This is a genomic window from Phyllobacterium sp. YR531 (genome assembly GCF_000282595.1).
GTDB lineage: Bacteria > Pseudomonadota > Alphaproteobacteria > Rhizobiales > Rhizobiaceae > Phyllobacterium.
The window spans coordinates 508,889-533,146 of the sequence record NZ_AKIZ01000016.1 but is presented as its reverse complement, the minus strand read 5'-3'; the positions used below and the strand labels follow the sequence as shown (position 1 = coordinate 533,146).

Annotated in this window: 28 protein-coding genes; 7 read left to right on the top strand and 21 right to left on the bottom strand. The window is 51.9% G+C overall.

Translation table 11 applies throughout. The features are described 5' to 3' along the window. Positions 1–4 precede the first annotated feature (4 nt). The 11 genes from pth to PMI41_RS09805 form a co-directional block, all read right to left on the bottom strand. Positions 5–724, bottom strand: a complete 720-nt coding sequence (pth, locus tag PMI41_RS09855; RefSeq protein WP_008124281.1) for an aminoacyl-tRNA hydrolase — start codon at positions 722–724, stop codon at positions 5–7. 24 nt (positions 725–748) lie between these two features. Next, entirely contained in the window at positions 749–1,387 is a 639-nt protein-coding gene (locus PMI41_RS09850) for a 50S ribosomal protein L25/general stress protein Ctc (protein ID WP_008124279.1), read from the bottom strand. Positions 1,388–1,599: 212 nt separating this feature from the next. Continuing rightward, entirely contained in the window at positions 1,600–2,532 is a 933-nt protein-coding gene (locus PMI41_RS09845; protein ID WP_008124277.1) for a ribose-phosphate pyrophosphokinase, read from the bottom strand. Positions 2,533–2,676: 144 nt separating this feature from the next. Next, positions 2,677–3,297, bottom strand: a complete 621-nt coding sequence (locus PMI41_RS09840; RefSeq protein ID WP_008124276.1) for a hypothetical protein — start codon at positions 3,295–3,297, stop codon at positions 2,677–2,679. A gap of 62 nt (positions 3,298–3,359) precedes the next feature. Continuing rightward, positions 3,360–4,511, bottom strand: coding sequence for a Xaa-Pro peptidase family protein (locus tag PMI41_RS09835; protein WP_008124274.1), 1,152 nt, complete (start codon positions 4,509–4,511; stop codon positions 3,360–3,362). A gap of 4 nt (positions 4,512–4,515) precedes the next feature. Continuing rightward, complete coding sequence (gene pgeF, locus PMI41_RS09830; protein WP_040854214.1) at positions 4,516–5,301, bottom strand: peptidoglycan editing factor PgeF; 786 nt, start codon at positions 5,299–5,301, stop codon at positions 4,516–4,518. Between the two features lie 73 nt (positions 5,302–5,374). Next, positions 5,375–6,457 (bottom strand): class I SAM-dependent methyltransferase, encoded by a 1,083-nt coding sequence (locus PMI41_RS09825; protein WP_008124270.1) that lies wholly within the window; start codon positions 6,455–6,457, stop codon positions 5,375–5,377. Beyond that, positions 6,454–7,305, bottom strand: coding sequence for a prolipoprotein diacylglyceryl transferase (gene lgt, locus PMI41_RS09820; protein WP_008124267.1), 852 nt, complete (start codon positions 7,303–7,305; stop codon positions 6,454–6,456). Before lgt ends, PMI41_RS09825 begins: the two co-directional genes overlap by 4 nt. Positions 7,306–7,455: 150 nt before the next feature. Next, positions 7,456–8,298: a serine O-acetyltransferase gene (gene cysE, locus PMI41_RS09815; protein ID WP_008124265.1), complete on the bottom strand. Its 843-nt coding sequence runs from the start codon at positions 8,296–8,298 to the stop codon at positions 7,456–7,458. Between the two features lie 52 nt (positions 8,299–8,350). Then, positions 8,351–10,114, bottom strand: a complete 1,764-nt coding sequence (locus PMI41_RS09810) for a family 2A encapsulin nanocompartment cargo protein cysteine desulfurase (RefSeq protein ID WP_008124262.1) — start codon at positions 10,112–10,114, stop codon at positions 8,351–8,353. Beyond that, a complete protein-coding gene (locus PMI41_RS09805; RefSeq protein WP_008124260.1) occupies positions 10,107–11,024 on the bottom strand; it encodes a family 2A encapsulin nanocompartment shell protein in 918 nt (305 codons plus the stop codon). Before PMI41_RS09805 ends, PMI41_RS09810 begins: the two co-directional genes overlap by 8 nt. Positions 11,025–11,441: 417 nt before the next feature. On the opposite strand from PMI41_RS09805, the gene PMI41_RS09800 reads away from it, so the two are divergent. Continuing rightward, positions 11,442–11,738, top strand: coding sequence for an accessory factor UbiK family protein (locus PMI41_RS09800; protein ID WP_008124257.1), 297 nt, complete (start codon positions 11,442–11,444; stop codon positions 11,736–11,738). Between the two features lie 21 nt (positions 11,739–11,759). Here PMI41_RS09800 and PMI41_RS25025 read toward each other — a convergent pair whose 3' ends face one another. Beyond that, positions 11,760–11,933, bottom strand: a complete 174-nt coding sequence (locus tag PMI41_RS25025; protein ID WP_008124254.1) for a hypothetical protein — start codon at positions 11,931–11,933, stop codon at positions 11,760–11,762. A gap of 554 nt (positions 11,934–12,487) precedes the next feature. On the opposite strand from PMI41_RS25025, the gene PMI41_RS09795 reads away from it, so the two are divergent. Together PMI41_RS09795 and PMI41_RS09790 are read left to right on the top strand one after the other, a co-directional pair. Further along, entirely contained in the window at positions 12,488–12,988 is a 501-nt protein-coding gene (locus tag PMI41_RS09795; protein ID WP_008124252.1) for a YbjN domain-containing protein, read from the top strand. Positions 12,989–13,242: 254 nt separating this feature from the next. Next, positions 13,243–13,578, top strand: a complete 336-nt coding sequence (locus PMI41_RS09790) for a tRNA-binding protein (RefSeq protein ID WP_244423920.1) — start codon at positions 13,243–13,245, stop codon at positions 13,576–13,578. 61 nt (positions 13,579–13,639) lie between these two features. On the opposite strand, the gene PMI41_RS09785 is transcribed toward PMI41_RS09790, so the two are convergent. The 3 genes from PMI41_RS09785 to PMI41_RS09775 form a co-directional block, all read right to left on the bottom strand. Further along, positions 13,640–15,211: a GMC family oxidoreductase gene (locus tag PMI41_RS09785; protein ID WP_008124249.1), complete on the bottom strand. Its 1,572-nt coding sequence runs from the start codon at positions 15,209–15,211 to the stop codon at positions 13,640–13,642. Positions 15,212–15,255: 44 nt separating this feature from the next. Continuing rightward, entirely contained in the window at positions 15,256–15,822 is a 567-nt protein-coding gene (locus tag PMI41_RS09780) for a hypothetical protein (RefSeq protein ID WP_008124247.1), read from the bottom strand. A 66-nt stretch (positions 15,823–15,888) separates the two neighbouring features. Beyond that, a complete protein-coding gene (locus tag PMI41_RS09775) occupies positions 15,889–16,284 on the bottom strand; it encodes a VOC family protein (RefSeq protein ID WP_008124245.1) in 396 nt (131 codons plus the stop codon). Positions 16,285–16,497: 213 nt separating this feature from the next. On the opposite strand from PMI41_RS09775, the gene PMI41_RS09770 reads away from it, so the two are divergent. Continuing rightward, entirely contained in the window at positions 16,498–16,818 is a 321-nt protein-coding gene (locus tag PMI41_RS09770; protein WP_008124241.1) for a ribbon-helix-helix domain-containing protein, read from the top strand. 8 nt (positions 16,819–16,826) lie between these two features. On the opposite strand, the gene PMI41_RS09765 is transcribed toward PMI41_RS09770, so the two are convergent. The 3 genes from PMI41_RS09765 to PMI41_RS09755 all read right to left on the bottom strand — a co-directional run bounded on the left by PMI41_RS09765 (position 16,827) and on the right by PMI41_RS09755 (position 19,544). After that, the gene (locus PMI41_RS09765) at positions 16,827–18,167 is read right to left on the bottom strand and encodes an ATP-binding protein (RefSeq protein WP_040854477.1); all 1,341 of its coding nucleotides are present in this window, start codon (positions 18,165–18,167) and stop codon (positions 16,827–16,829) included. Positions 18,168–18,279: 112 nt separating this feature from the next. Beyond that, positions 18,280–19,008, bottom strand: coding sequence for a response regulator (locus PMI41_RS09760; RefSeq protein WP_008124237.1), 729 nt, complete (start codon positions 19,006–19,008; stop codon positions 18,280–18,282). Between the two features lie 32 nt (positions 19,009–19,040). Continuing rightward, positions 19,041–19,544, bottom strand: a complete 504-nt coding sequence (locus PMI41_RS09755) for a MarR family transcriptional regulator (RefSeq protein WP_008124234.1) — start codon at positions 19,542–19,544, stop codon at positions 19,041–19,043. Between the two features lie 247 nt (positions 19,545–19,791). Here PMI41_RS09755 and PMI41_RS09750 point away from each other — a divergent pair, with 247 nt between their 5' ends. The 3 genes from PMI41_RS09750 to PMI41_RS09740 all read left to right on the top strand — a co-directional run bounded on the left by PMI41_RS09750 (position 19,792) and on the right by PMI41_RS09740 (position 21,895). Next, entirely contained in the window at positions 19,792–20,682 is an 891-nt protein-coding gene (locus PMI41_RS09750; RefSeq protein WP_008124232.1) for a branched-chain amino acid aminotransferase, read from the top strand. A gap of 137 nt (positions 20,683–20,819) precedes the next feature. After that, complete coding sequence (locus PMI41_RS09745; RefSeq protein WP_008124230.1) at positions 20,820–21,131, top strand: hypothetical protein; 312 nt, start codon at positions 20,820–20,822, stop codon at positions 21,129–21,131. Positions 21,132–21,250: 119 nt separating this feature from the next. Then, a complete protein-coding gene (locus tag PMI41_RS09740) occupies positions 21,251–21,895 on the top strand; it encodes an MBL fold metallo-hydrolase (RefSeq protein WP_008124228.1) in 645 nt (214 codons plus the stop codon). 44 nt (positions 21,896–21,939) lie between these two features. Here the strand turns inward: PMI41_RS09740 and PMI41_RS09735 are convergent, their stop codons facing one another. The 3 genes from PMI41_RS09735 to PMI41_RS09720 all read right to left on the bottom strand — a co-directional run bounded on the left by PMI41_RS09735 (position 21,940) and on the right by PMI41_RS09720 (position 24,205). After that, positions 21,940–22,368 carry a BA14K family protein gene (locus PMI41_RS09735; protein ID WP_008124226.1) on the bottom strand — a complete coding sequence of 143 codons (429 nt, stop codon included), beginning with the start codon at positions 22,366–22,368 and terminating at the stop codon, positions 21,940–21,942. A 383-nt stretch (positions 22,369–22,751) separates the two neighbouring features. After that, positions 22,752–22,967: a cold-shock protein gene (locus PMI41_RS09725; RefSeq protein ID WP_008124224.1), complete on the bottom strand. Its 216-nt coding sequence runs from the start codon at positions 22,965–22,967 to the stop codon at positions 22,752–22,754. A 368-nt stretch (positions 22,968–23,335) separates the two neighbouring features. Continuing rightward, a complete protein-coding gene (locus tag PMI41_RS09720; RefSeq protein WP_008124222.1) occupies positions 23,336–24,205 on the bottom strand; it encodes a lytic transglycosylase domain-containing protein in 870 nt (289 codons plus the stop codon). Between the last annotated feature and the right edge of the window lie 53 nt (positions 24,206–24,258).

Sequence of the window (24,258 nt, the reverse complement as noted above, 5' to 3'; positions counted from 1 at the left end):
ATCCTTATTCTTTTTTGCCAAACAGCTTGTTCAGCATATCGGCCATGGGGCCGGATTTTGGAATGTTAACTGCAGGCTTTTGAGTCCGCGCCTGCCGGATATGGCTTTGCCCGGCCGGTTTTGCAACAGGCTTTTCAGCCGGAGCTTTTTCTGCCCGCCCACCGGTTGCCAAAGCTACACGGTTCATGAAGCCAGCATCGTCCTTTTTGACGATGTAGTCGGCATTTGCGGCTATGGCATCAAGCACGGGTTCAAGCCATTCGGCATCCGATTTGGCAAAATTGCCAAGCACATGATGCGTGACCAGTTCCTTGATGCCCGGATGATCAATGCCGATGCGAATACGGCGGTAATCCTTGCCGACATGGGCGTCGATCGATTTTATGCCATTATGTCCGCCTGATCCACCACCGGTCTTCACACGTACCTTGCCCGAAGCAAGGTCCAGCTCATCGTAGATGACGGCGAGATCGCCAAGAGCAATCTTGTGAAAGCGCATGGCTTCTCCAACCGATTGGCCAGAGAGATTCATGAAGGTCTGGGGTTTTATCAGGAGGACTTTTTCACCACCAATCAGCCCGTCGGATATGAGGGCCTGAAACTTTTTGGTCCAAGGTGAAAAGTTATGGCGGCGGTGTATTTCATCCGCCGCCATAAAACCGATATTATGCCTGTTGGAGGCATATTGGGAGCCGGGATTGCCAAGACCTGCAATAAGCAGCACGCGACCAACTCCCCGTAAAGGCGATTATTCGCCTTCTTTTTCTTCTGCTTCAGTGCTTTCAACTGCAACTTCTGTTGTCTCGTCTTCATCAGCGAGAACGGCAGGAGCAGCAATGGTAGCAATGGTGAAGTCACGATCCTGAATAACCGACGTTACGCCCTTTGGCAGGGTAACTGCGGAAATGTGGATCGAGTCGCCGATAACCTTGCCGGTCAGATCGATTTCGATCGCTTCCGGAATGGCATTGGCTGGAGCATGAAGCTCAACGTCGTGACGAACGATATTGAGAACTCCGCCGCGCTTGATGCCGGGCGAAAGCTCTTCATTGAGGAAGTGAATCGGTACATGCACGTTCACGACCGACTTGGCCGATACGCGTAGGAAGTCGACATGCACTGGCTTGTCGCTAACTGGATCAAGCTGGTAATCCTTTGGCAGGACCTGGATCGACTTGCCATCAAGAATGATGTTGGCAATAGTCGTCTTGAAACCGCCGCCGTGGATTTTATAGTACAGCGTCTTATAGTCTAGGGTAATCGAGATTGGCGCCTTTTTGTCACCATAGATGACTGCTGGCACTTTACCGTTGCGGCGAATTTCTCGGGCGGACCCCTTACCGACCCGTTCGCGCGCCTCGGCCTTGAGCTCGTATGCTTCGCTCATGGCATTTCCTTTCGAGGTTCAAATCTGGAGTGTTCATGCAACGTCATGACTGACGATTCAAAAACATGAAGCGGTCCCAAGCTCATCTGAACGGGTTGCCCCATTGGCAGATGATTGACCGCCCCATTCCGCGTTGCCTCCAAGGGTGTCTACGCGGATGGCGGCTCTATAACGGAAAGATTGCTGCAGCGCAAGTTATGGGAGCTGGAAGCTCAGTCAAACAGGCTGGAAACTGACTCTTCCGATGCGGTGCGCGCAATAGCCTCGCCGATCAGGTCGGAAATAGGCAATACGCGGATATTGTGTGCCGCATTTACCGCAGGCGTTGGCTGGATGGAATCGGTGATAACCAATTCCTTCAGCTTGGAGCCGGTAATGCGGGCAACTGCGCCACCTGACAGAACACCATGCGTGATGTAGGCGGTAACACTTGTCGCGCCTTTCGCCAGAAGCGCTTCAGCAGCATTACAGAGCGTGCCGCCGGAATCGACGATATCGTCAAACAACAGGCAGTCCTTGCCGCTGACATCACCAATGACATTCATCACTTCTGACTCGCCCGGACGATCGCGACGTTTGTCGACGATGGCAAGCTGCGCATCGATGCGTTTTGCCAGCGAGCGGGCACGAACGACGCCGCCGACGTCGGGAGAAACGACCATGACGTTTGAAGTGCCGTAATGAGAGCGCACATCGCGTGCAATAACCGGCACGGCATAAAGATTGTCCGTTGGTATATCGAAAAAGCCCTGAATCTGGCCTGCATGAAGATCAAGTGTCAGGACGCGGTTCGCACCGGCTTCAGTGATCAGGTTGGCAACAAGCTTTGCGGAGATCGGCGTGCGTGGACCGGGTTTACGATCTTGGCGAGCGTAGCCGAAATAGGGCAGAACCGCCGTGATACGTTTTGCAGATGAACGGCGGAATGCGTCGATCATGATGAGCAGTTCCATCAGATGATCATTTGCCGGGTAGGATGTCGACTGCATGACGAAGACATCTTCGCCGCGGACATTTTCTTGAATCTCGACAAAAATCTCTTCATCCGCGAAACGCCGTACGCTAGCCTTGCCGAGCGGGATGTTGAGATATTTGGCTACAGATTCAGCGAGAACGCGATTTGAATTGCCCGCGAAGAGTTTCATGCCGTATTTCCTCGACGTTATTCGGAAGCGTCAGCCAAATTAAGGATATGGCGGGCCTTTTACTGTGACTGACGCACATTGCAAGCAGGCAGAGGCGATTCATGCACAATTGGATGAGGTTAAGCCCTCAAACGTGTAAATATGTCACGTCTTGGAGCCCGAAACCCACGATAGATAGCCGTTGATTGCCTTGTCAGCGATGCCTTCCATCGTTGCAGCGGGTACCGTACTCCATGGGTCGGTTGCGCCACCCGGTACTTTTTCCTGACCTTGTATACGGTGAAGGCGGGTGCCGGCAGGATCAAGGACATCCCAGACATAAATGATTGTCGTCTGGTTGCCGTCGGGAAGTGCGGAGAAATAACCCTTCATGATGTGAGTATTGTCCGTATCACCGGCAGTGCCCAGAACGATGCCCTTTTGCTTGGCAAGAGCAGAGAGGCGTTGTGATAGCGGTGTGGCTGCTGCGATCGGTGCACCAACAATGGGAGCAAAACGCAATTTTGCAGTCTGGGTGGCACCCGGGGCGGCTGGTGTTGTTGCAGTTCCCGTTGCCGTTGCGGCTGGCGCCGTACCTGGAGCAGGTGTGGCACCCGGAACCGGAACTGCTGCCGGATCAGTTCCAGTCGCTGTGTTCGTGCCATTCTGCGCGGGCGGCAGGTCGGATTTTGTAACGCCAAGAGTGTTCTCGGAACTGTTACATGCGCTAAGAGCTATCATCGCGAAAGCGGTGACGGTGCAGGTCAGTGCGTTACGCAACTTCATCTTCACTCAAACCCCGTTATGAACCGCGAAAAGCGGCTTGATAAGCAAAGCTGACAAAAGTTTTATTTTACGATCAAGTCAAGAGGTTGGCGTGAAAGCGTTTCCGCTTTTCCATTGGTAGTCAGGTATGTCTGGCCAAGCGTCATGGCGGTATTGCTGTCCGAATCCATGATGATCATGTGTGCGAACAATGTCATATCCGGCTGGATACGCTCAGGGTTACCCGAATAGAACATGGGCATATCCATCCAGGAAGGCGTAAACCGTGCGCCCACGGAATAACCGCATGCATTGAGGCGGTGGCGCGTCAGTTCGTGATCTTCCATCACTTTGGCATGTGCATCGAAGACATCGCCAAATGTTGAATCCGGCGTCATGGCGGCTTCTACAGCCTGCAATGCTTCCAGCGATGCATCATAAAGCTCCTGATGGCGTTTGGATATTTTGCCAGTCAGAACTGTGCGCATCATCGGGGCGTGATAATGGCGATAGACGCCAGACCATTCCAGCGTCAGCTGGTCGTTTTTGGTCAGCTTGCGTCGACCTGCCTTGTAACGGCAGAGCAGGGCATCTTCGCCGGAACCGATTATGAACTCGTTGGCCGGATAATCACCACCGCCAGCAAAGATTGCTCCCTGCATTGCCGCAAGAATTGCACCTTCATCAGCGCCCGCTTTGATAAGTTTCAAGGCAGCCACCAAAGCTTCATCACCCAATTCAGCAGCTTTGCGACTATAGACGATTTCTGCAGGGCTCTTGAGAACGCGCAGCTTGTCAACAAGACCCGATGCATCGACCAACTGCCCGAAAGCGGCAAGCTGTTCATCAAGCTTGCGTCCATTGGCGGCCGTCAGGCCATGGGTTTGGTATTCAATGCCGATGCGGCGGCCGAGAAGATCGAGATCGTTCAGGAGTTCACGCAGATCTGCAGCCGGATTGGCGTTGTCGCGGTCTGCCCAGACAATGATATTCTCGATATTGGAGGTTTGCCGTGCCTGTCTCAAATCAGCGGAGCGGGTCATCAGCACATTGCTGCCGTCTGCTTTGACGACAAGGCATTGGAAAAAGCAAAAGCCAAACGTGTCGTAGCCGGTAAGCCAATACATGCTTTCCTGTGCAAACAGCAGGATCGCATCAAGCTTCTGCTCTGCCATGACCATCATCAAACGATCGCGGCGTGCAGTGAATTCTTCCGGTTCGAAGTGAAGGCCCATGATGCTACTCCGTAATTGTGATAGCCGAAATTTGGCGGCCATAGTCTGGTTCATTGCGGTGGGTGGTGCGGCGATAGGAAAAGAATTGATCCTCATCGGCATAAGTGCACAGTTCAAGCAAGGACGCGTTCACGCCTGTGCGTTGAAGCTGCGCAGTAATAAATGCCCAAAGATCGAACATCTTGTGGTTCTGGTTGGCGGATTCGCGGAAAAATTTGCTGAATGAAGAATCTGTTCCAATGAACTGTTCGTAAAATTCACGGCCTACTTCATAGTTATCAGGACCTATTGTTGGTCCAAGAACTGCCTGAATACGATCACGCTTCGCACCAAGAGCAATCATGGCATCTACCGTATTTTCCAGCACCCCGCCAATGGCACCTCGCCATCCGGCATGCGCTGCGCCGATAACACCGGCTTCCGGATCAGCGAATAGAATAGGGCCGCAATCGGCAGACAGGGCTCCGATCACAATCCCGGGCGTGGCTGTCACCATGGCGTCGGCCTTTGGTCTATCGCCGGTGAAGGGGGCCGTAATGGTTACAACATCGGGCGAGTGGACCTGATGGACCGTGACAAGATGCGATAGAGGGGCGCCTAAAGCCTCGGCAACCCGACGCCGGTTTTCGGTAACATGGTCCTGATTGTCGTGGGAGCCACTACCGACGTTCAGGCCACGATAAATGCCATCCGAGACACCACCTTTTCGGGTGAAGAATCCGTGGTCGATTCGGTTTTGCGCAGGAGAGCCCAGCAGGGAAGAATGCAGTGGTGCTGGTTTGTCGTACATGTTCATGCCGGAATGCTTTCTCCCAAAGGCTGCGGATGGTGGTTTAGCTCTCGGACGAAGTCAATCTGCAGTTTCATTTTGTCTGAAATGGAAATGCATGGGTGGCAGCGTCTGTTACGCATAGTACCTTGAATAATGTTCCCATTTGGTCAGGTCCCGCCAGGCGTTCTACGTCTGAATGGATATGTCCCTGAAATTCTGCGGTCTTGCCGTGTCCCAAGGAACCGGCGCGATCAAGCAATCCCATGGCAAGAAGAAAATCGCCTTGGGTCATTGCACTGGTCTTGCAACCTTCAGAGCGGGCGGTTTGCGCAAGGCTGTAAAAGTCGACATGAGTCGTCAGATCCGCCGCACCGGGAATGCTGAGGGCATCAACAGGTGCGTGCTGGCTTAGTGCTTGCAGTGTATCGCCATATCCTTGCTGCAAGTGGCCGTAGTCAAAGAGCAGTGCCGCACCACGTTGCTGGCAAATATTTTCAGCGATATGATGCATGAGCGCATTGCGTGCAGGCGCGATCTCGAAAATGCTGCCTTCAGGTGCGTTGCTGCTGCCCTCAGGCAGCAATTTGTCGTCAATGGACCCGGACCCGGCAGCAAAGAGCAGATTTCCCTCAGGGTCGGCAGAGATTAAACGCTCTGAAAAGCGGCCTTGGTACTTCACATATTGTCGTGAGGGTATGGCATCGAAAAGTTCGTTGGCCACCAGGATGATTGGTCCTTCAGGGACTTCAGAAATGTCCTTGCACCATTTGATGTCAATCGAGCAGCTTGCCAGCGTTTCCTGTTGAATCCGGGTCAGGCGATCGCTGATTTCGACCATCGTCACCTTCGCAGTCGCGATGAAGTCTGGCGAAAGCTTTGCTGTCGTGCGGAGAAGGTCGCTCATGAGCGTTCCACGGCCGGGCCCCATCTCACAAAGTACGAAATCCTTGGGCGATCCCAGCGCTTGCCAGGCTCCAACACACCACACACCGACAAGTTCGCCGAACATCTGGCTTACTTCCGGCGCAGTGATGAAATCACCATCTTTGCCAAAGGGTTCGCGCGTTGTGTAGTAGCCTTCATCCCTGTCAAAAAGACATAGCGCCATATAGTCGGCCACGCTGATCGGACCTGTTGTCGCAATCTGCCGAAGGATGCGCTGTTTCAGGCTCATCGTTGCGTTTTTGTCTCGGGATTGCGGGCACTGAGGATGAATGCAAGTCCGATGAGGACCATGGGTATCGAAAGCACCATGCCCATGGTCAACCAGCCGCCAAATAGATAGCCGAGCTGAGCGTCAGGCTCGCGGAAAAACTCCACTATGATACGCGACACGCCATAAAGCGCTACAAATGTGCCGCTGATAAAAAACGGGTTTTTCAGTTTGCGGCCATAAAAGATCAGCAGCGCCAGTACACTGAACAGCACAATACCTTCCAGCCCAGCTTCATAAAGTTGGCTTGGGTGGCGCACTTCCGGTCCGCCAGTGGGGAAAACCATTCCCCAGGCAACATCTGTGGGTCTTCCCCAAAGCTCGCTGTTGATAAAGTTTGCAACGCGGACAAGTCCAAGCCCCACAGGTACCCCTGCTGCAACCGTATCGAGCATGCTCGCTATGTTGATTTTACGGGACCGCGCAAAAAGTACCATCGCGAGCGTTGTACCAAGCAGACCGCCATGGAAGGACATTCCGCCCTCCCATACCTTGAACACATCCAAAGGATTCGCGATGTATTTTGCGAAATCATAAAACAGAATATAGCCGATGCGTCCGCCCAGAACGACACCAAGGGCTGCCCACAGCACGAAGTCATCAAGGTCGATGGGTTTCATGGGCGGCGTATTGTTGGCCCAGAGCCGCGGTTTGCTGATAAGTTTTTTTGCGTACCACCAAGCAAATAGAATGCCGACGACATAGCCAAGGCCATACCAATGTACTGCAATAGGTCCGATTGAAAAAATAACCGGATCGATCTCGGGGAAAGCTATCGCAGCAAATGTCGGTACCAGAAGTTCGCTCACCAAAGCACTCCGTCTCGTTTCTCGCAATTTTGCGGGACCATGCGCGAGGGCGTGATGAGCGTCAAGACGCATCTGCGGTAACATTTACGCGTGGTGATATTGGCTGGCGCGGGCAAGTCCGAACATCAGCCCGCTAAACGTCGTGCCCGATCAGATAATATATTCCGGCTCGTACAATGTTTGATCCATTGTCAAGCCCGGCATGGTGGCGTGAGTGCTGCCGACTGGCCGAGCCGGAACGCCTACGACCGATGTGTAGTCTGCTACCGGTGTTACAACCACGCTGCCGGCACCTACTTTCGCGCCTATTCCGATCTCGATATTTCCGAGGATTTTTGCACCCGCGCCGATCAGCGCTCCCTGCCGAATTTTAGGGTGACGGTCGCCGGTTTCCTTGCCTGTGCCGCCCAATGTTACATTTTGCAGGATTGATACATTGTCTTCCACGACAGCGGTTTCACCAATGACCAAGCCGCTGCCATGATCCAGCATAATACCCTTGCCCATTTGTGCCGCAGGGTGAATATCGACGCCGAATACTTCCGAAATCCGACTCTGGATATGTCGGGCAAGATGTACGCGGCCATTATTCCACATCCAATGCGCAATACGTTGTCCCTGAAGTGCCAAAAATCCTTTGAAGTAAAGAAAGGGCGTGAGGGTTTCCGAATTGGAAGGGTCACGTTCCTTGACTGCAACCAGATCGGCCGCCGCCTTTGCAAGAATTCCAGGTTCGTTCAGAAACGTCTGGCAAATCAGAGCCAGTAGCTCATCCTGATCCAGCTCGGGGCTTGCGAGTTTCAGCGCAATACGATGAGCCAGTGCCTGCGCAAAACTGGCGTGGTAAAGCACAGCCGAATTCATCGATCTTGTCACAGCCGAGTCAATCTCAACAGCAGCAACGGCCTCAGCACATAGTTCATTCCAGATGAGAGTCACTACACCTGAAGATGATGGCTCGGTAGATAGAAGGCTGAAACTATTGGCTGGCATTGATGAAACTCTTTCTGCAAATATTTGATCGTGTTTCGTCCGGTTGGGGTTTTCACCCTATTTTTCGCAATGACTTGATCAGGGCATCGATATCGGCATGTGTGTTGTAGAGGGCGAAAGACGGACGTACGGAAGTTTCCACCCCAAAGCGTCGCAATGTCGGTTGAGCGCAATGATGCCCGGACCTGACCGCAATGCCATCATCAGACAAAGCCTTACCGACTTGCTCTGTTTTCAGGCCATCAAGCACAAAAGATACGGCTCCTGCCCGTTCACGGGGTTTGCCAATGAGCCGCACACCGGGAACAGTCGCCAGCTGATGCACGCAGTTTTCAATAAGGGCGTGCTCATGAGCGGTTACGTGCTCTATGCCCTGCTTTTCAAGATAGGCGAGTGCTGCTCCAAGGCCGACAGCATCAGCTATATTGCCCGTACCTGCTTCAAACAGTGACGGCACCGGTTGGTAGGTGATGGCATCGAAGGTCACGTCCCTGATCATGTTGCCGCCGCTTTGGTAAGGCGGCATTTCTTCAAGGATATGCTTCTTGCCATACAGGACGCCGATACCTGTGGGACCAAATACCTTGTGACCCGAAAAAACGAACCAGTCCGCATCCAGTGCGCGAACATCCGTACGCATATGGGAGACTGATTGTGCGCCATCGACGATCACCTTTGCTCCGGCGGCGTGCGCCATGGCAACCATCAACGCTGCAGGTGTCACGGTTCCCAGCGCGTTGGATACCTGTGTCAAAGATACCAGCTTTGTTCGTGGCCCGAGGAGTTTCGCATATTCCTCGATGATGATGTCGCCATTATCATCGACTGGCGCAACACGCAGCGTCGCTCCATTGGCCTTTGCCAAACGAACCCAAGGGACGATATTGGCATGGTGTTCAAGCCATGTGATGACGATTTCATCGCCAGAACCTATGTTGGCACGGCCCCAGCTATCGGCGAGTAGGTTGATGGCTTCAGTTGTCCCTCGCACGAAGACAATCTCGTCCACTAAACCGGCATTGATAAAACGCCGAACTTGTTCGCGAGCACCTTCATAGGCATCCGTCGCGCGCCCAGCCAAGGTGTGTGCTGCCCGATGTATGTTGGAGTTTTCGTGTTCATAAAAATAGCTCAACCGGTCGATGACCGCTCTTGGCTTGTGTGTGGTCGCGGCATTATCGAGCCAGATCAGCGGCTTTCCATTCACGCGCTCGGAAAGAATCGGAAAGTCCCGCCGGACTTTATCGGCATCAAAGCGCCCATGAGGGATTGAATTTACAATTGCAGGTGCTTTGGCTTGTGCAGGGACATATTCAGATCTCAAAAAATAAGGGCTGGCTCCCAATGTGTCCTGACCTGCAAATGCGGGTTTCTGCTGTTTGCCAAGAAGTGCCTGTAACTCGGCTTCATTGGGTAGAGTTTGATCGAGAGCCGGAATCTGCTGCGGTATTGATTGCGCACGGTTGCCAGCAACGCCGGTCAGATAGAGCGTCGAGGGATGGGCACCATGCTGATTTGCAATTGAAAGCTGGTTGGGGTCCGGCATAGCCGGAATAGCTGCAAATGGTGCATTCGTAGCTATTGTCGGAATGGCCGGTGAGGGGGTGCGGGGAACGTTGCCCGAGGGCGGTGCAATGCCCACTCCAGCAACGGCAGGAGCAGTATTAGCTGTGGCATCTGGCACATTACCCGGCAGGTTTCCTCCGGGGATGGCCCGGAAGAGTTCATTTGCCATCTGCTGAAGCAGCGAAACATCCGGAAAGCCTGCAGCGGCAGGGATTTCCGGCGTGGTGAAGCTTGGAGGTACCTCAGTCATATTTATGGAACTTCGTTATATCAACGTTCTCCAGCACAGCCACAGCATCGTCTGTGAGAATGGCCAGCGAGCAATAAAGCGAGACGAGATAAGAGGCGATGGCTTTGTCATTTATGCCCATGAAACGAACGGAAAGCCCCATGCTTTGCTCGCCAGGAAGATTTGGCTGAAACAGGCCAACGACACCTTGCCGGGATTGGCCGACGCGCAAGAGCAAAATGCTCGATCTGCCATTTTCCACCGGAACCTTGTTTGATGGGACCAACGGAATGCCACGCCATGTCAGGAAAGGAGAGCCAACCATTGTTACGGTTGCCGGCGGTACACCGCGACGGGTGCATTCGCGTCCGAAAGCGGCGATTGTATCAGGGTGAGCAAGAAAGAACGCTGGCTCTTTCCATACCTTGGCGACCAGACTGTCCATCGCATCCGGCGTGGGTAGCCCATTCGCGCTCTGGATACGCTGTGAAGGGGCTATGTTGTTGAGCAGGCCATATTCGGTGCTGGTGATCAGCTGGCTTTCCTGCTGCTCCTTGATAACCTCGATGGACAAGCGCAACTGCTCGCCGATCTGGCTGTGTGGGGAAGAATAGAGATCTGAAATGCGGGTGTGAACATCGACAACGGTGTTGACCGCACACAGCATATATTCGCGTGGGTTTTCTTCGTAATCAACGAAGGTCTGGGGAATTTCCCGTTCGTCGCGGGCAGAGCAGCCAACAGCTACCCGTTCTTCATTCTTGACCCGGTTGACCCGGAGAATACCTGCCTCGACAGGCAACCATTCGAGGCAATGGACAAGCCAGCGCGGCGAGATGCCCACCATCTGAGGAACTGTCTTGGTGGCGTTGGCCAATTGGCGTGCGGCCACATCGCCGAGCGCTGTGAAATGCGTAGGTGTTTCTGACATGAAGATATCCCGGTTTGCAAAAGGTTTTGTTAGAAAGTCAAATTTGTAATGAGGTGAATTAAATCGGATTGCTCGACTAAACAATGGATAAAATATAGAAAATTATTCTATTAATTCAATAAGTTATAATACAATTGCTTTAAGGTGTAGTGTTGGAAATATTCATACTGCCGGCAGGGGGTAATTCCTTCCCCGACATGTTTTGTGGATATTTCTGCATGAATATCGACTCATTTTTCCATCCATGAAAATGGTTGTGGCCACCATCAATATTCATCGCTGGGGCGGGAATTATTTGACCATTTGAGTTGTCACATCACCATGCCAGATAACTGGGTTTGATCAGATCATGCCAACTTGCTTGCAATCGGTACAAGCGAAGATTATTTGAAGGGTGCAACCAGAAAGGTGTTCGCCATGACCAATGGATCAAATCGCGTTCTCGACGAACTTGCAAAGCTCGTGACAGATGCTGCAGGTGCTGCCCAAGGCGTGCGCCGGGAGGTTGAAACTGCGTTTCGCGGCCAGGCGGAGCGCTTGCTCAATACAATGGACGTTGTTCAACGCGAGGATTTTGAGGCAGTGCGCGAAATGGCAATCCGGGCGCGGGCTGAAAATACAGCGCTCCAAGCCCGTATTGAGGCTTTGGAGGCGCTGGTCGGCAAAAAAGATGAAACGGCCAAGCCTGCTTCAACGCGTGCGAAGAAGGCCTGAGCCTTTTCTAAGTTAAGCCGCTTAGGCGATGTCGTCTTCGGCTAATCTTTCTTCGCCGTCTGCAATCGCTTCTTCCTCTGTATCATAGGGGCCTACCTTAGGCCCTTCTACGCCGTCGGTTGTGATGACGTAGTACCAGTTGCCATCATCATTTTTTTGTATGGCTTTGACAGTCGGTTCAGCTGCGTCGGACATGATGGTTCTCCTTTTTTGATCGCTTTAAAGTCTTGGAAAACTGCTTGGAGTTCTAAGGCTAGGATGGTTTGGTATCGGCTATATGACGAAACCTTTCTGTTCTCTAATCCATTTGAGTCCGTTCGCTGGCCTGCCTGCCCCATTTTTTCCCGCTCCGGATCGCTATCCCCAAAATAAATCTTAAGTATTTATCAACAGGTGGAAATCGCCGAAAATCGTTTCCTTAGAGTCAGTTAAAGCGACCAAGTGAATCATTTTCACAACTTCTGTCCACACCCATTCTCGTCAATTGGTCAAAAGGGGACTGGCGCTGTGACTCAGCATCAATACACTGAAATTACAGCATGATTCGTTTCGACGATCATGCAGCGGTCCATAAGTTCGTGGCCGCAACCCGGTTGGTGTGTTCTGCCCGCCGGTGAGTTTTAAAAAATGTTGCTGCGTTCAATGTGCATCTGCTTCGATGTGCCATGCAGCAAGCGTTTGGTGTGCTTGGTTTGGGTGCGCTGTACTCCCGCAGCGTTATACGAGATTCGATTTAGCAGGTAATGGCGATGAGCCTTCTGGAACTAGAGATTGCGCGTGACTTGCATCCGGTGGATGTGATCGAGCACGTAGCCCATGCAAACGAATGGGCCTTCGAGCGCACCGGGGAAGATGAGATTGCCATTACAGTTGAGGGTAGCTGGACCGATTACCAGATATCCTTTTCCTGGATGGAAGATTTTGAGGCTTTGCATCTTGCCTGCGCCTTCGACATTGCGGTTAGCGAGCCACGCATCAATGAGGTGATGCGTCTCCTTTCGCTGGTCAATGAGCAGTTGCTTATGGGCCATTTTGATTTGTGGCGTCAGGAAGGGGCGGTTATGTATCGCCAGTCATTGCTGCTTTCAGGAGGCGCAGAGCCTACAAGCAAACAGGTTGAAGTATTGCTCTCCAGTGCCCTTGATGCCTGTGAGACCTATTTCCAGGCTTTTCAGTTTGTTGTCTGGTCAGGTTCAACTGCGCGGGAATCGCTCGACAGCATTCTTTTTGAAACAGTCGGTTCGGCCTGATTGTCATAATTCAGTATACCCGATTGTGGCGGACTGTCTCTAATTTGCCATGTTTTAAACGCAATTCATGCTGGCATTGACGGGAAAAATGGGAGCAAAATCGGCCAATAGGGGAGCGAAACACCTTAATATTTCATTTGAAATGACCACGAATCTGACGTTTGGGGTGGGCTGATTACTGTCGAAGCAATGGAATACAAATAGGAATAAGTTCTCAGGTGAGAACTTTTCTGATTGTTGGAGATATGGAAATCATGACCATCAGCTTTGATGATTTCGAGAAAGTCGATATTCGCGTTGGTACAATTATAGAAGCCGAAGTCTTCCCTGAAGCGCGTAAGCCCGCCTTCAAATTGCGCATCGATTTCGGCCCGGAAATAGGCATCAAGAAGTCTTCCGCGCAGATTACCAGGCGGCATGCATTGGAGGAGTTGAAGGGTCGTCAGGTTATGGCTGTGGTCAACTTTCCGCCGCGACAGATCGGCCCCTTCATGTCAGAGGTGCTGACCCTTGGTTTTCCTGATGAGGCGGGGGAAGTAGTGCTCGCTGCTATCAGCCATGAAGTTCCGAACGGCGGCAAGCTATTCTAGCGATTGTTTGATTGCAAAGCCCCGGCTTAAGGGGCCCGGGCTTTGCGCGTTTGATAGACAGTTAAATGGCCTTAGCCGCCATTTCCTTTGCAATATAGTCCGCCTGTCGTATCGCCAGACTGACGATTGTCAGTGTGGGATTCTCTGCACCGCCAGTGGTGAACTGGCTTCCGTCGGATACGAACAGATTCTTTATGTCGTGGCTCTGGCCGTGTTTGTTGACCACGCCATCCTGTGCTTTCTCGCTCATACGGTTTGTGCCAAGATTGTGGGTTGAAGGGTATGGCGGTGTTGGAAATGCCCTTGTTGCGCCTACAGCTTCATACAGAGCTACACCCTGCTTATAGGCGTGATCACGCATGGCGATATCGTTTGGGTGGTCGCTAAAGTTAACATTGGCAATCGGCATTCCATGTTTGTCTTTTTCGTCTTTGTGCAGTGTAATGCGATTGTTCTCCTGTGGCATGTCCTCACCAACAATCCAGAGTCCTGCCATATTGGAGTATTGATCCAAAGCGGAGGTGAAGGAACGGCCCCAGCCACCGGGATCGAGAAAGGCAGCCATAAAAGGCAGGCCGAGTGAAAGCGTTTCCATCTCATAGCCGCCAACAAACCCACGAGAAGGATCGTGCCTTGCCTCGTCGCGGATAATACCTGCCATGGTCGTGCCGCGATACATGTGCACCGGTTTTTCAAAAATGCCGTAAACAGAACCCGTGGTATGGCGCATGTAGTTACGCCCGACCTGGCCGGAAGAGTTGGCCATTCCATCCTTGAACATGCTGGATTCGGAATTCAAAAGCAGGCGAGGGCTCTCAATGGAATTTCCTGCGACAGCAACAATTCTGGCCTTCTGCAGCTGTTGTTTGCCGTCCTTGTCAATATAAACAACACCGGTGACCTTGCCGCTTTTGTCATGCTCAATTTTTTGGACCATGGAGTTCGGCCGTACCTCCAGTTTGCCGGTGGCTTCACCCTTGGGAATTTCGGTATATAGCGTCGACCACTTCGCACCCCATTTGCATCCCTGAAAGCAGAAGCCGGTCTGCTGGCATGACATGCGATCATCCCGGTCGGCGGAATTGATGGCCATATTGCCGGTGTGGCATTCCTTATAACCGAGCTTGTCTGCCCCGGCTTTCAAAACCTTGAAGTTGTTATTGCCGGGCAGACCTTCAATGCCATTGGTGCGGGTCACCCCCATCTTGTCTTCTGCTTTGGCATAATAGGGTTCAAGCTCTGCCAAAGTGATCGGCCAATCCAGAAGATTTGCACCTTCGATTTTGCCGTAATGGGTGAGATCCTTGAATTCATGCTCCTGAAACCGTAGTGAAGCGCCAGCCCAGTGCACCGTAGATCCGCCTACGGATTTAACGATCCATGCGGGCAAATTCGGAAAATCCTTGGCTACCCGCCAGTCACCCGATGTCGTTCGCTTGTCGACCCATGCAAGTTGTCCGAAACTGTCCCATTCATCATTGATGAAATCTTCGTATTCATGACGTGCGCCAGCTTCCAGAATGACGACATCGATACCTTTTTGTGCTAGCTCATTGCCCAGCGTTCCGCCGCCAGCGCCTGAGCCGATTATGACGACTACGCTGTCGTCTTTAAGATCATAAGGTGCAGCCATGGTTTCCTCCCAACAGCCTCAAATACAGATGATTTCGAGTAAACTCAGAGCCACTCTATGTCGTCGAACCCGCGCGCTATGTAGCCGCCCTTTGAATAGGATTCGCCCTCGTAGCCGAAGTACGGCCAAATATCCTTTTGATTGTAGAGACCTGTAACCAATCCGCCTCGGACGGTTTGAAAGAACGGTGTTTCTTCTATTCCTCGTAGAAGAGCCAACCTGTCATCTTCCCAGCTGAGACCGATATAGCCGCCTTTTCCTGCTTTTTGATCGAGATTGGCTATGCCATCTTCAATAAGCTTCTTATGATCGGCGTCTGTTCCGGCTTTGGTATCGTAAGCCTTTATTGCGATTGCATAAAAGCGATCGGGGATTTGGTCGTGAGGGTAAATATCCCGAGCCAACTGCAGCAGCGACGCCATGGTTTCAGGCTTCAGATTTGAGGTTTCCAAACCCCAGGCCGCTTGCGGATGAATAATTGCGTTTCCACTGATGACGAGCAGGGCTCCAAGACTGAGCGTTCCACCCCGCTTCAGCAGATCACGACGCGATATGCCCGATTTTTCAACGCGTCCTGGCGGAGCCGCCTTTCGGTTGAAGATAGTGACCATAGAAGTCCTCCCTTGCTTGCTATCGGCACCCCATAGGATGCCCTTGCTGGCTAATGCGTATTCAACTCACTGATAACGTCCGTCTCGTTGCAAAACCTCAATTTTATAACCGTCTGGATCTTCGACGAAAAAGAAACGGGCCAAAAGAATGCCGTCATGTTTAAATTCAACGATGTCTCGAATTTTAAGCTCAAGCGCTTTCATGCGGGCATGCTCAGCGTTCAGGTCATCAACGCTGAATGCCAGGTGACCGTACCCGTCGCCGAGATCGTAAGGTGTCGTCCGGCCCTTATTGACAGTTAGTTCGACTTCAAAGCCGCTTTCTTCATTGCTGAGGTAGACCAGCGTAAAGGTTTCGAAGTCGAGCCGGCCTGCTGTCTGAAGTCCGAATGCTGCACTATAGAATGCTTTCGATACGTCCTCATTGAGCACGCGGATCATCGAATGTATGGCTTTTGCCAATAATACCTCCCTGATTTGTAACGACTGCGTCAAAACTACGGTTGCAGTGTCGTTCCTTGTCAGTGATTATGATCCCGGGAGAAGAGAAGTGGTGGCAATCGGCTACCACACGCGGTGTGAATAGAATTTTTTTGCCAGCTACGACACAAAGGTGGAAATTACCGCTTCAATTTCCGGCAAAACATCGCGCAATAACATCGGGAGGTCGTTTTAATGTGTAAGGTATTTGCAGAACAGGATCCGCAAGGTTACCGGCAGATCAATCGTTCTGTGCGCATTGCAGGTCATTCTACGAGCATTCAGCTGGAGTCGACATTCTGGAAACTGCTTGATGAAATCGCTGAAACCCAGAACATGACAACGCCACGCTTCATATCGACACTGTATGACGAGGCATTACAGGCGCAAGGCGAGATTCCGAATTTCGCATCAATGCTGCGCACGACATGCGCTCTCTATCTGCGTGGCGTGCAAATCTGTGCAAATGCGCAATCTGCCCAACGCGCGCCATTGGTTGGTGAGCAAGCGGCCTGATTTCGAGATCAGGCGGGCACTTTGACGATGGCCCGTAATCCGTTTTTTGGGCTTTCTTCAAGTGTGATATCGCCACCATGGCTACGTGCGATATCAAGCGCAATTGCCAGCCCCAAACCAGTGCCGCCGGCGTCCTGGTTACGCGCCTGATCAAGCCTGAAGAAGGGTTTGAACACCTCTTCGCGCATTTCTTTGGGAATGCCCGGTCCGTCATCATCGATTGTCAGGATCAGCCAGCCATCGCGATGATCTGCTGCAACATATACGTTTTTGGCATAGCGGAAAGAATTTGAGACGAGATTGGTGATCAATCGTGAAAACGCGTTGGGTCGCACGTGAATTTCTGGCCGTCCTCGCATTGTGGACGTGAAACCACGCTCCAGCAGCATACCTTCTTCTTTCAGCTTGGCGAACAGGCGTTCAAGATTGAAAGTACCGGCCTCCTCGTCGGCTTCGCCCCGCGCAAATGACAGATAGCCTTCGAGCATCGACTGCATATCATCGATATCCTGCTCCATAGCTTCCGTATCAACCTTGTTGCTCACAAGAGCGAGTTGAAGCTTGAAACGCGTCAGGATAGTGCGCAGATCATGGCTGACGCCGCTGAGCATTGTTGTACGCTGGTCGATCTGCCGCTCGATCCGCTCACGCATGACAATGAACGCAGCACCAGCGCGTCTGACTTCTTCAGCTCCACGAGGCTTGAAGTTGGGAGGCGGTGCACGTCCTTTACCGAAACTGTCCGCAGCCGTTGCAAGTTGTTGGATCGGCTTGATCTGGTTTCGCAGAAACAGGATCGCGATTGCCAACAATACGAGTGCCGACCCGGCCATCCATACCAGGAATATCAATGTGTTGGACGCATAGGCCTGACTACGCCGGGCAAACACACGCAGAACCTTGTCTTCGAGTTGTATGCGAATTTCGACGAGATCAGAGTCGCCAATCGTATCGATCCAGAACGGGCGATTGATTTGTCTCGTAATCTCTTCACTCAAAATGCTGTCGAGAATCGAGAAGAATGGTTTCGGGCCGGGCGCAGGTAGCGGATCAGGTGGCAGAATCGAAATATTCAAGGCCAACCGTTCGCGTGAAATGCGGATCAGGTTTTCATAACCGGGGTCTTGAGGAAATGTATCCATCAGATCGATGATGCCGGAAATATCCCGCACCACGGCTGTGGACAGGCGTTGTGTTACCGTCTGCCAATGCCGCTCCATGAATACGAAGGCGATAAGCGACTGCAGCAGCACCATGGGTGCAATAATGATGATGAGCGAGCGAGCATAGAGCCTTTTGGGCATCCAGCGCGCAAGCCATCTCGTGAGCTTTCGCCAAGGACCAAGCAATGTGCTCCGTTTGCGCCGCCAATGGCGTTTTTTCACGGCCAATGCGCGATTTGCGGCGTCCGGAGTTGCCATTACATCGATATCCGCTTGCGCTTTCTGTTCTGTGTAGTTGCTATTCTACACTCAACTTATAGCCAACGCCGCGCACTGTCTGCAACCAAACGGGATTGGCGGGATCATTCTCTATCTTGCGACGCAGACGGTTTATCTGAACATCAATTGTTCGCTCGCCCACATCACCTTCCTGTCCAGTCAGCTCGTGACGTGGAACGGTTTCACCAGCCCGGGCGGCGAAGATCGCCATTATATCCTGTTCGCGGTCAGTAAGGCGGATCAGGTCGCCGGAACGCTTCAGTTCGCGTTTAGCGATGACGAATGTGTAGGGTCCGAAAACGATCTGTTCTATTTTGGCCTGTGTAGCAGGAGCACCGCGCCGCAAAATATTGTTGATGCGCAGGATCAATTCGCGCGGATCGAACGGTTTTGGCAGATAATCATCGGCACCAGCTTCCAAACCAGTGATGCGGCTATCCGTTTCCGAAAGCGCAGTCAGCATGAGAATGGGAACGTTTTTTTCCTGACGAAGCGACTGCGTTAAAGCGATCCCGCTTTCACCCGGCATCATCACATCAAGAATCAGCAGATCATAATCAATCCCGGCAAGCTTTCTTCTCGCTTCGTCCGCATTGGCAGCCACCGTAATGCGAAAACCGCTGCCTGTAAGATATTGAGACAGTAGATTTCGAATTCTGGTGTCGTCATCAACGATCAGCAAATGTGGAGCATCATCCGATAGTGCTAGATCGGCGCCAATCGCTGCTGTTTCTGTGTCCTGTGCCATGCGTCCCCTCTCAACCAAGTGGAAATCTATATCTATCCTGACTTCGGCAGGCTGTCGATCTGTTGCCACTGTGCGGGATTTACCATGGCTTTGAGGAAATGCTCAATCACCGCCCGTTTGCTTGGATCAAGCTGTTCCAATGCATTGGCAATGCGGCGTGATTGCGGTGCTGCCAGTTCCAGCGCCAATTGGCGTCCCCGATGTGTTGGGTAAAGTTCGCGCTGCCGCCGGTCGCGCGGTCCCTGAATCTGCACGATATGGTCCTTATCTATAAGCTGTTTCAGGACACGGGCCAGACTTTGCTTGGTGATCTTGAGCACTTCAAGCAATTCTGCAACGGTCATGCCGGGTTTCCGGTTTACGAAATAAAGCACGCGATGATGTGCGCGTCCAAATTCAAGCTTTTCCAGTATCATGTCCGGGTCAGCAGTGAAGTCGCGATAGGCGAAGAAAAACAGCTCGATAATATCGAGTTCTTTTGCGTCTTTCTCCGTCAGGGCTGTCTCGATATGCCCATCTGGTGTATAAGATTTCATGCAAGGTCCCCGGTCTTGGAAAAGATTATGTCAGTGTTGTTGACTTAATTTTAGACTGCTGATAATTTTTGGCAAGCTGTTGGCCCGCATTTTGAATGAATCGAAAAGCCAATACGTGTTTCCAGGATATTTTCCTTAATCGAAACGCCTATTGGTGCCTACGGCAATGGTACACCAATTGGACACCGGGACCAGTTGGCGGAAGGTAAAACCCGCAAAAACATCAGGATAAGGCCTGGAGGAAAACATGGCATCCGCTCCATTTGATCAGCTTGAAGGTTACATCTGGATGAACGGCGAGTTCGTTCGCTGGGCAGATGCAAAGGTTCATGTGCTTACACATGGTCTGCATTACGCAAGTTCAGTGTTCGAAGGTGAGCGGGCGTATGGCGGTGAGATTTTCAAGCTTAACGAACATACGGAGCGCCTGCACGAATCTGCACGTATTCTTGGCTTTACGATTCCATATTCCGTTGAGGAACTTAATGACGCTTGCCGCAAGCTTTTGGCAAAACAGGGCTTTCAGGATGCTTATGTGCGTCCTGTCGCTTGGCGCGGCAGTGAATCGATGGGTGTTTCGGCACAGGCAAACAAAATCAATGTCGCAATAGCAATCTGGCAATGGCCAAGCTATTTCGATCCTGCGCAGAAGTTGAAGGGCATCCGGCTTGACATGGCTGAGTATCGCCGCCCTGATCCAAAAACTGCTCCTTCCAAATCTAAGGCAGCTGGCCTTTACATGATTTGCACGATCTCGAAGCACGCTGCTGAAGCTAAAGGCTATGCGGATGCGCTGATGCTGGATTGGCGTGGACAGGTGGCTGAAGCGACGGGAGCCAATGTGTTCTTCGTCAAGGACGGTGTAATCCATACACCCAAACCCGATTGCTTCCTGGATGGTATTACGCGCCGCACTGTTATCGATCTGGCCAAGCGCCGTGGCTACGAGGTTATCGAGCGGGCGATCATGCCGGAAGAACTGGCGGATTTTGAACAGTGCTTCCTGACAGGAACGGCTGCGGAAGTTACGCCGGTCTCAGAGATCGGTTCATACAAATTCACAGTCGGCGAGATCGCTATTAATTTGATGAATGATTATGCTGCCGAAGTAACGCCGAAGAAAGCTGCAGCAGAATAACCGCGATCATCGATTAACATTACAAGCCTGATACAACTCTATAGGTGTATCAGGCTGTTTGACATTGCCTAAAACTTAGTCATCATGATGTATGTCAGGCATGAGTCTGACGTTGAAACGTTGACGGGGTGTCCACTATGGAAGCGCTTCTTCCTATCGTTATCCAACTTATCTCTGGTGGTGTCGGCGGTAATATTGTCGGCGGTCTTCTTAAAAATCTAAGCCTTGGTACAACCGGCAATACTGTTGCTGGTGGTATCGGCGGACTAATCGGCGGTTATCTGACCCAGTATCTCGGTGCCGGTGGTGCAGCAGTTGTTGCAGATGCGGTTGCCTCATCTGGGCTGGATGTCGGCGCTATTGTAAGTCAGATCGCGGGTGGTGGTATCGGCGGTATTATTCTGACAGCAATCGTCGGTGCCATTAAGAATTCGATGGCAAGAACCTGATCACTGCTAAACGAAGATTTGTTGGGGCGGTCCTTTAGACCGCCCTTTTCATTTGCACTGTTATTACATTAGGTTCATTGCCAGATTGACAGAGACAAAGCAGGACAGGATTGAGATTTATGGGACAATTGCAGGCCGGTATTATTCCCGTTACGGCCTTTCAACAAAACTGCACCATCCTTTTCGACAGTGAAGATAAGCGGGGTGTGCTTATCGATCCGGGTGGGGACAATGATCAGGTACTTCATGCTATCCAGTCGAATGGAATCGTGATCGAAGCAATCTGGTTAACTCACGGGCATATTGATCACGCCGCGGGTGCGATGGATATGAAAGACTCATTAGCCGTCGATATTATCGGGCCACATGAGGCTGATCGCTTTCTTTTGGACAGTTTGGAAGAAAAAGCTCTTCAATACCGGATTTCGGGAGATGTGCGTAATTGCACCCCGGACCGTTGGTTGACTGATGGTGAAACTGTTTCGTTTGGGAACCATGTATTCGAAGTGTTGCACTGCCCGGGTCATGCACCCGGGCACGTTGTCTACTACAACAAGGCTGCAAAATTTGCCCATGTCGGGGATGTGCTTTTTAACGGCTCGGTAGGGCGCACCGATTTGCCGGGCGGTGACCACGCTGCACTGATAAACTCAATTAAAACAAAACTTTTGCCGCTTGGCGATGATATCGGATTTATCTGTGGTCATGGTCCCGGCGGACGTTTTGGCGAAGAGCGTAGGACCAACCCGTTCTTGAACGAATAATAAAAAAACCGCCGGATTTACCGGCGGCTTTCACAATCTTCAAATCAGTTGGCGTTACAGAAATAGTCCCGGCCGTCATAGCCGCGGAATGTTCCTGTTTCCGGATTGAATGACCGGTAGCGATCCGCACAATAGCGGTACCAATCACGCGTCCAAGGCTGGGCCGAGCCGTAATAACGAGGTGCTTCGACCTGACGATAGACCCGAACAGGGGCGCGATATGCAGGGCGGTCATCATAATCACGATAGATTACTTCTGGCTCGCGCGGCTGCGCAAGCGCACCGCCGATCAGGGCGCCGGCTGCAAGGCCGATTGCACCTGCGGCCAGTGCATCGCCGCCACCGCGATGATGATGACGATAACCGCGGTCGTAATGGCGCCAGCGATGGTCTGCCGATGCTGATGAAAGCGGTGCGATAACAGTCGCGGCTACGGCAGTAGCAAGAATGGCAATTTTCATACCCTTGTTCATTTGTGCCTCCTTGAAGCATCTTGGCGACTTTCTGCGCCACTGGATTATTTTGGGCCGGGATCAATTCAAACCGCCAGCCGTAACACTGTTTTATTCGTTTCAGAATGAATGCAGGCTGAACGGCGGACGAGGCAGTTTGTTCCTTGCTGATCCAGTCAAACATTGTTCCGAAATTGGAACAGGACACATGATTTCAGCAATTCAAAGGCATGATGGCTGCAATCCTCGTGGATTGATTGGATTGAAATTGCTTCCAAGAACACGCCATCAAGAATGGAAATCCCCGGCATGAAAGAGGGGATTTCAACAAGTCTTATACAAACAAAGTCTACTCAGTCCCGTCCATCTGACGTGGCTTTAAACTGGTAGTCTGATCACGGAACTTATTCTGTGATCGAGATATTTACGGCCTTCGGGCCCTTGCCACGGCGATCTGGTTCTGTGTCGAAGGAAACCTTCTGATTGTCTGCAAGATCTGTAAGACCGGATGCCTGCACTGCAGAGATGTGAACAAATATATCTGCTGCTCCGTCATCCGGCTTGATAAAGCCAAAACCTTTTTCGCTGTTGAAGAATTTGACCGTACCGGTCTGTGCCATGCTCAGTTCCTTTTTAAATTACCGCGTTCCCCTCCGGGCTTGCGGGATTGGTAGTGCCGTCTTCTGTACTTACGTCCGACGGAGGTCATGCAGGCAATTCTCGAATTCAGGAAAGGAGCCGATCATTGCCGGGATTACTCCCGACCCGGTATTCTTGCGGTTCCGGCGCGCCGTTCTTCCAGTCTTCCAGTGTTCATAGATGCCCGAACGCTTTGAGACTGCTAGAATAAGTCTTTTTTGGCAAGCAAAAGTTTTTCTACCACTTGAGCGAATAGGTAGAAATGCATTTCGTTCATAAGGAAGGCATGTAGAAAATACGTCATTATATGTATGTTGCAAAGCTATGCATGGTGCAGGGGAAACTAGTGTTAGCGATTACGCGTGACGATGCAGGCACCCCCGGCACTTCGCAGCTGCGTGCAGATTTGATTGGCTTCACCGCGGCTGTCGGCACCAATCCGCACTGCATAAATTCCGCGCCGTCCCATAGCTGAACGATTGCGGCTGATAATGGGCTCATGTTTGTCCAAGACGTCAGGAAAGCTGCGCTTCAGCCGTTGCATCTGACGGACTGCTGCCGATTGACGGAAATTGCCTGCAATCTGAATGCCCCAAGGTTTTGGCTTGATCTGCGCCATCGATATCGTCGCGAACCTGATTATGGGGAGCTGTCTGCAAGCTGCGTCAAAACTGAGTTTGCTGTTAAGCGGGCGATTTTTGATCTCTGCACCAGTCGAAAAGTCGTCTGCCGAGATTCCGGTTATGTCCAGAACGTACTCCTCCGTCTCCAAGGGGAGAAAGCCGCCGTTGGATATCCAGCGGGAGACCCGTGTCGGTCCCGCATTATAGGCTGCAGCTGCCAAGCCCCAGTTGCCAAAGGCAGTTTTGAGGTCCCTCAACAATTTGGCCGAGGCTGGAAGCGCTTGCGCGAAATCATACGGGTCCGTCAGATTACGTTCTTTGGCTGTACCGGGCATGAATTGTGCAATGCCCTGAGCTCCGACCGGGCTGGTGGCTGCAACATCAAAGCGGCTTTCCTTCCAGATAAGTCTGGCAAAAAAATCACGCGGCACACCATGTCCGTCGGCGTTTGTAGCTATGGCCGCGCAAATTTGGGTAATACTGGGAACCGGCAGTGCGACCGGAACCGATACCGATGGATTGTTCGCAGCCGATGCATTGGAAGCGGCAAAAATGCTGGTTGCTGCAAGCGCGAAAATCGATTTGTAGCTGGTCACAACGGCCTTTCAGTCAGTAGAGCAGTATTTTCATTAAGCATGCCTGTATTTCT

Excerpts from the sequence above, each read along its gene's own strand:
- PMI41_RS09850 (WP_008124279.1), bottom strand. The coding sequence starts at position 1,387 with ATGAGCGAAGCATACGAGCTCAAGGCCGAGGCGCGCGAACGGGTCGGT.
- PMI41_RS09845 (WP_008124277.1), bottom strand. The coding sequence starts at position 2,532 with ATGAAACTCTTCGCGGGCAATTCAAATCGCGTTCTCGCTGAATCTGTA.
- PMI41_RS09840 (WP_008124276.1), bottom strand. The coding sequence starts at position 3,297 with ATGAAGTTGCGTAACGCACTGACCTGCACCGTCACCGCTTTCGCGATG.
- PMI41_RS09835 (WP_008124274.1), bottom strand. The coding sequence starts at position 4,511 with ATGGGCCTTCACTTCGAACCGGAAGAATTCACTGCACGCCGCGATCGT.
- pgeF (WP_040854214.1), bottom strand. The coding sequence starts at position 5,301 with ATGTACGACAAACCAGCACCACTGCATTCTTCCCTGCTGGGCTCTCCT.
- PMI41_RS09825 (WP_008124270.1), bottom strand. The coding sequence starts at position 6,457 with ATGAGCCTGAAACAGCGCATCCTTCGGCAGATTGCGACAACAGGTCCG.
- cysE (WP_008124265.1), bottom strand. The coding sequence starts at position 8,298 with ATGCCAGCCAATAGTTTCAGCCTTCTATCTACCGAGCCATCATCTTCA.
- PMI41_RS09810 (WP_008124262.1), bottom strand. The coding sequence starts at position 10,114 with ATGACTGAGGTACCTCCAAGCTTCACCACGCCGGAAATCCCTGCCGCT.
- PMI41_RS09805 (WP_008124260.1), bottom strand. The coding sequence starts at position 11,024 with ATGTCAGAAACACCTACGCATTTCACAGCGCTCGGCGATGTGGCCGCA.
- PMI41_RS09800 (WP_008124257.1), top strand. The coding sequence starts at position 11,442 with ATGACCAATGGATCAAATCGCGTTCTCGACGAACTTGCAAAGCTCGTG.
- PMI41_RS25025 (WP_008124254.1), bottom strand. The coding sequence starts at position 11,933 with ATGTCCGACGCAGCTGAACCGACTGTCAAAGCCATACAAAAAAATGAT.
- PMI41_RS09795 (WP_008124252.1), top strand. The coding sequence starts at position 12,488 with ATGAGCCTTCTGGAACTAGAGATTGCGCGTGACTTGCATCCGGTGGAT.
- PMI41_RS09790 (WP_244423920.1), top strand. The coding sequence starts at position 13,243 with ATGACCATCAGCTTTGATGATTTCGAGAAAGTCGATATTCGCGTTGGT.
- PMI41_RS09785 (WP_008124249.1), bottom strand. The coding sequence starts at position 15,211 with ATGGCTGCACCTTATGATCTTAAAGACGACAGCGTAGTCGTCATAATC.
- PMI41_RS09780 (WP_008124247.1), bottom strand. The coding sequence starts at position 15,822 with ATGGTCACTATCTTCAACCGAAAGGCGGCTCCGCCAGGACGCGTTGAA.
- PMI41_RS09770 (WP_008124241.1), top strand. The coding sequence starts at position 16,498 with ATGTGTAAGGTATTTGCAGAACAGGATCCGCAAGGTTACCGGCAGATC.
- PMI41_RS09760 (WP_008124237.1), bottom strand. The coding sequence starts at position 19,008 with ATGGCACAGGACACAGAAACAGCAGCGATTGGCGCCGATCTAGCACTA.
- PMI41_RS09755 (WP_008124234.1), bottom strand. The coding sequence starts at position 19,544 with ATGAAATCTTATACACCAGATGGGCATATCGAGACAGCCCTGACGGAG.
- PMI41_RS09750 (WP_008124232.1), top strand. The coding sequence starts at position 19,792 with ATGGCATCCGCTCCATTTGATCAGCTTGAAGGTTACATCTGGATGAAC.
- PMI41_RS09745 (WP_008124230.1), top strand. The coding sequence starts at position 20,820 with ATGGAAGCGCTTCTTCCTATCGTTATCCAACTTATCTCTGGTGGTGTC.
- PMI41_RS09740 (WP_008124228.1), top strand. The coding sequence starts at position 21,251 with ATGGGACAATTGCAGGCCGGTATTATTCCCGTTACGGCCTTTCAACAA.
- PMI41_RS09735 (WP_008124226.1), bottom strand. The coding sequence starts at position 22,368 with ATGAACAAGGGTATGAAAATTGCCATTCTTGCTACTGCCGTAGCCGCG.
- PMI41_RS09725 (WP_008124224.1), bottom strand. The coding sequence starts at position 22,967 with ATGGCACAGACCGGTACGGTCAAATTCTTCAACAGCGAAAAAGGTTTT.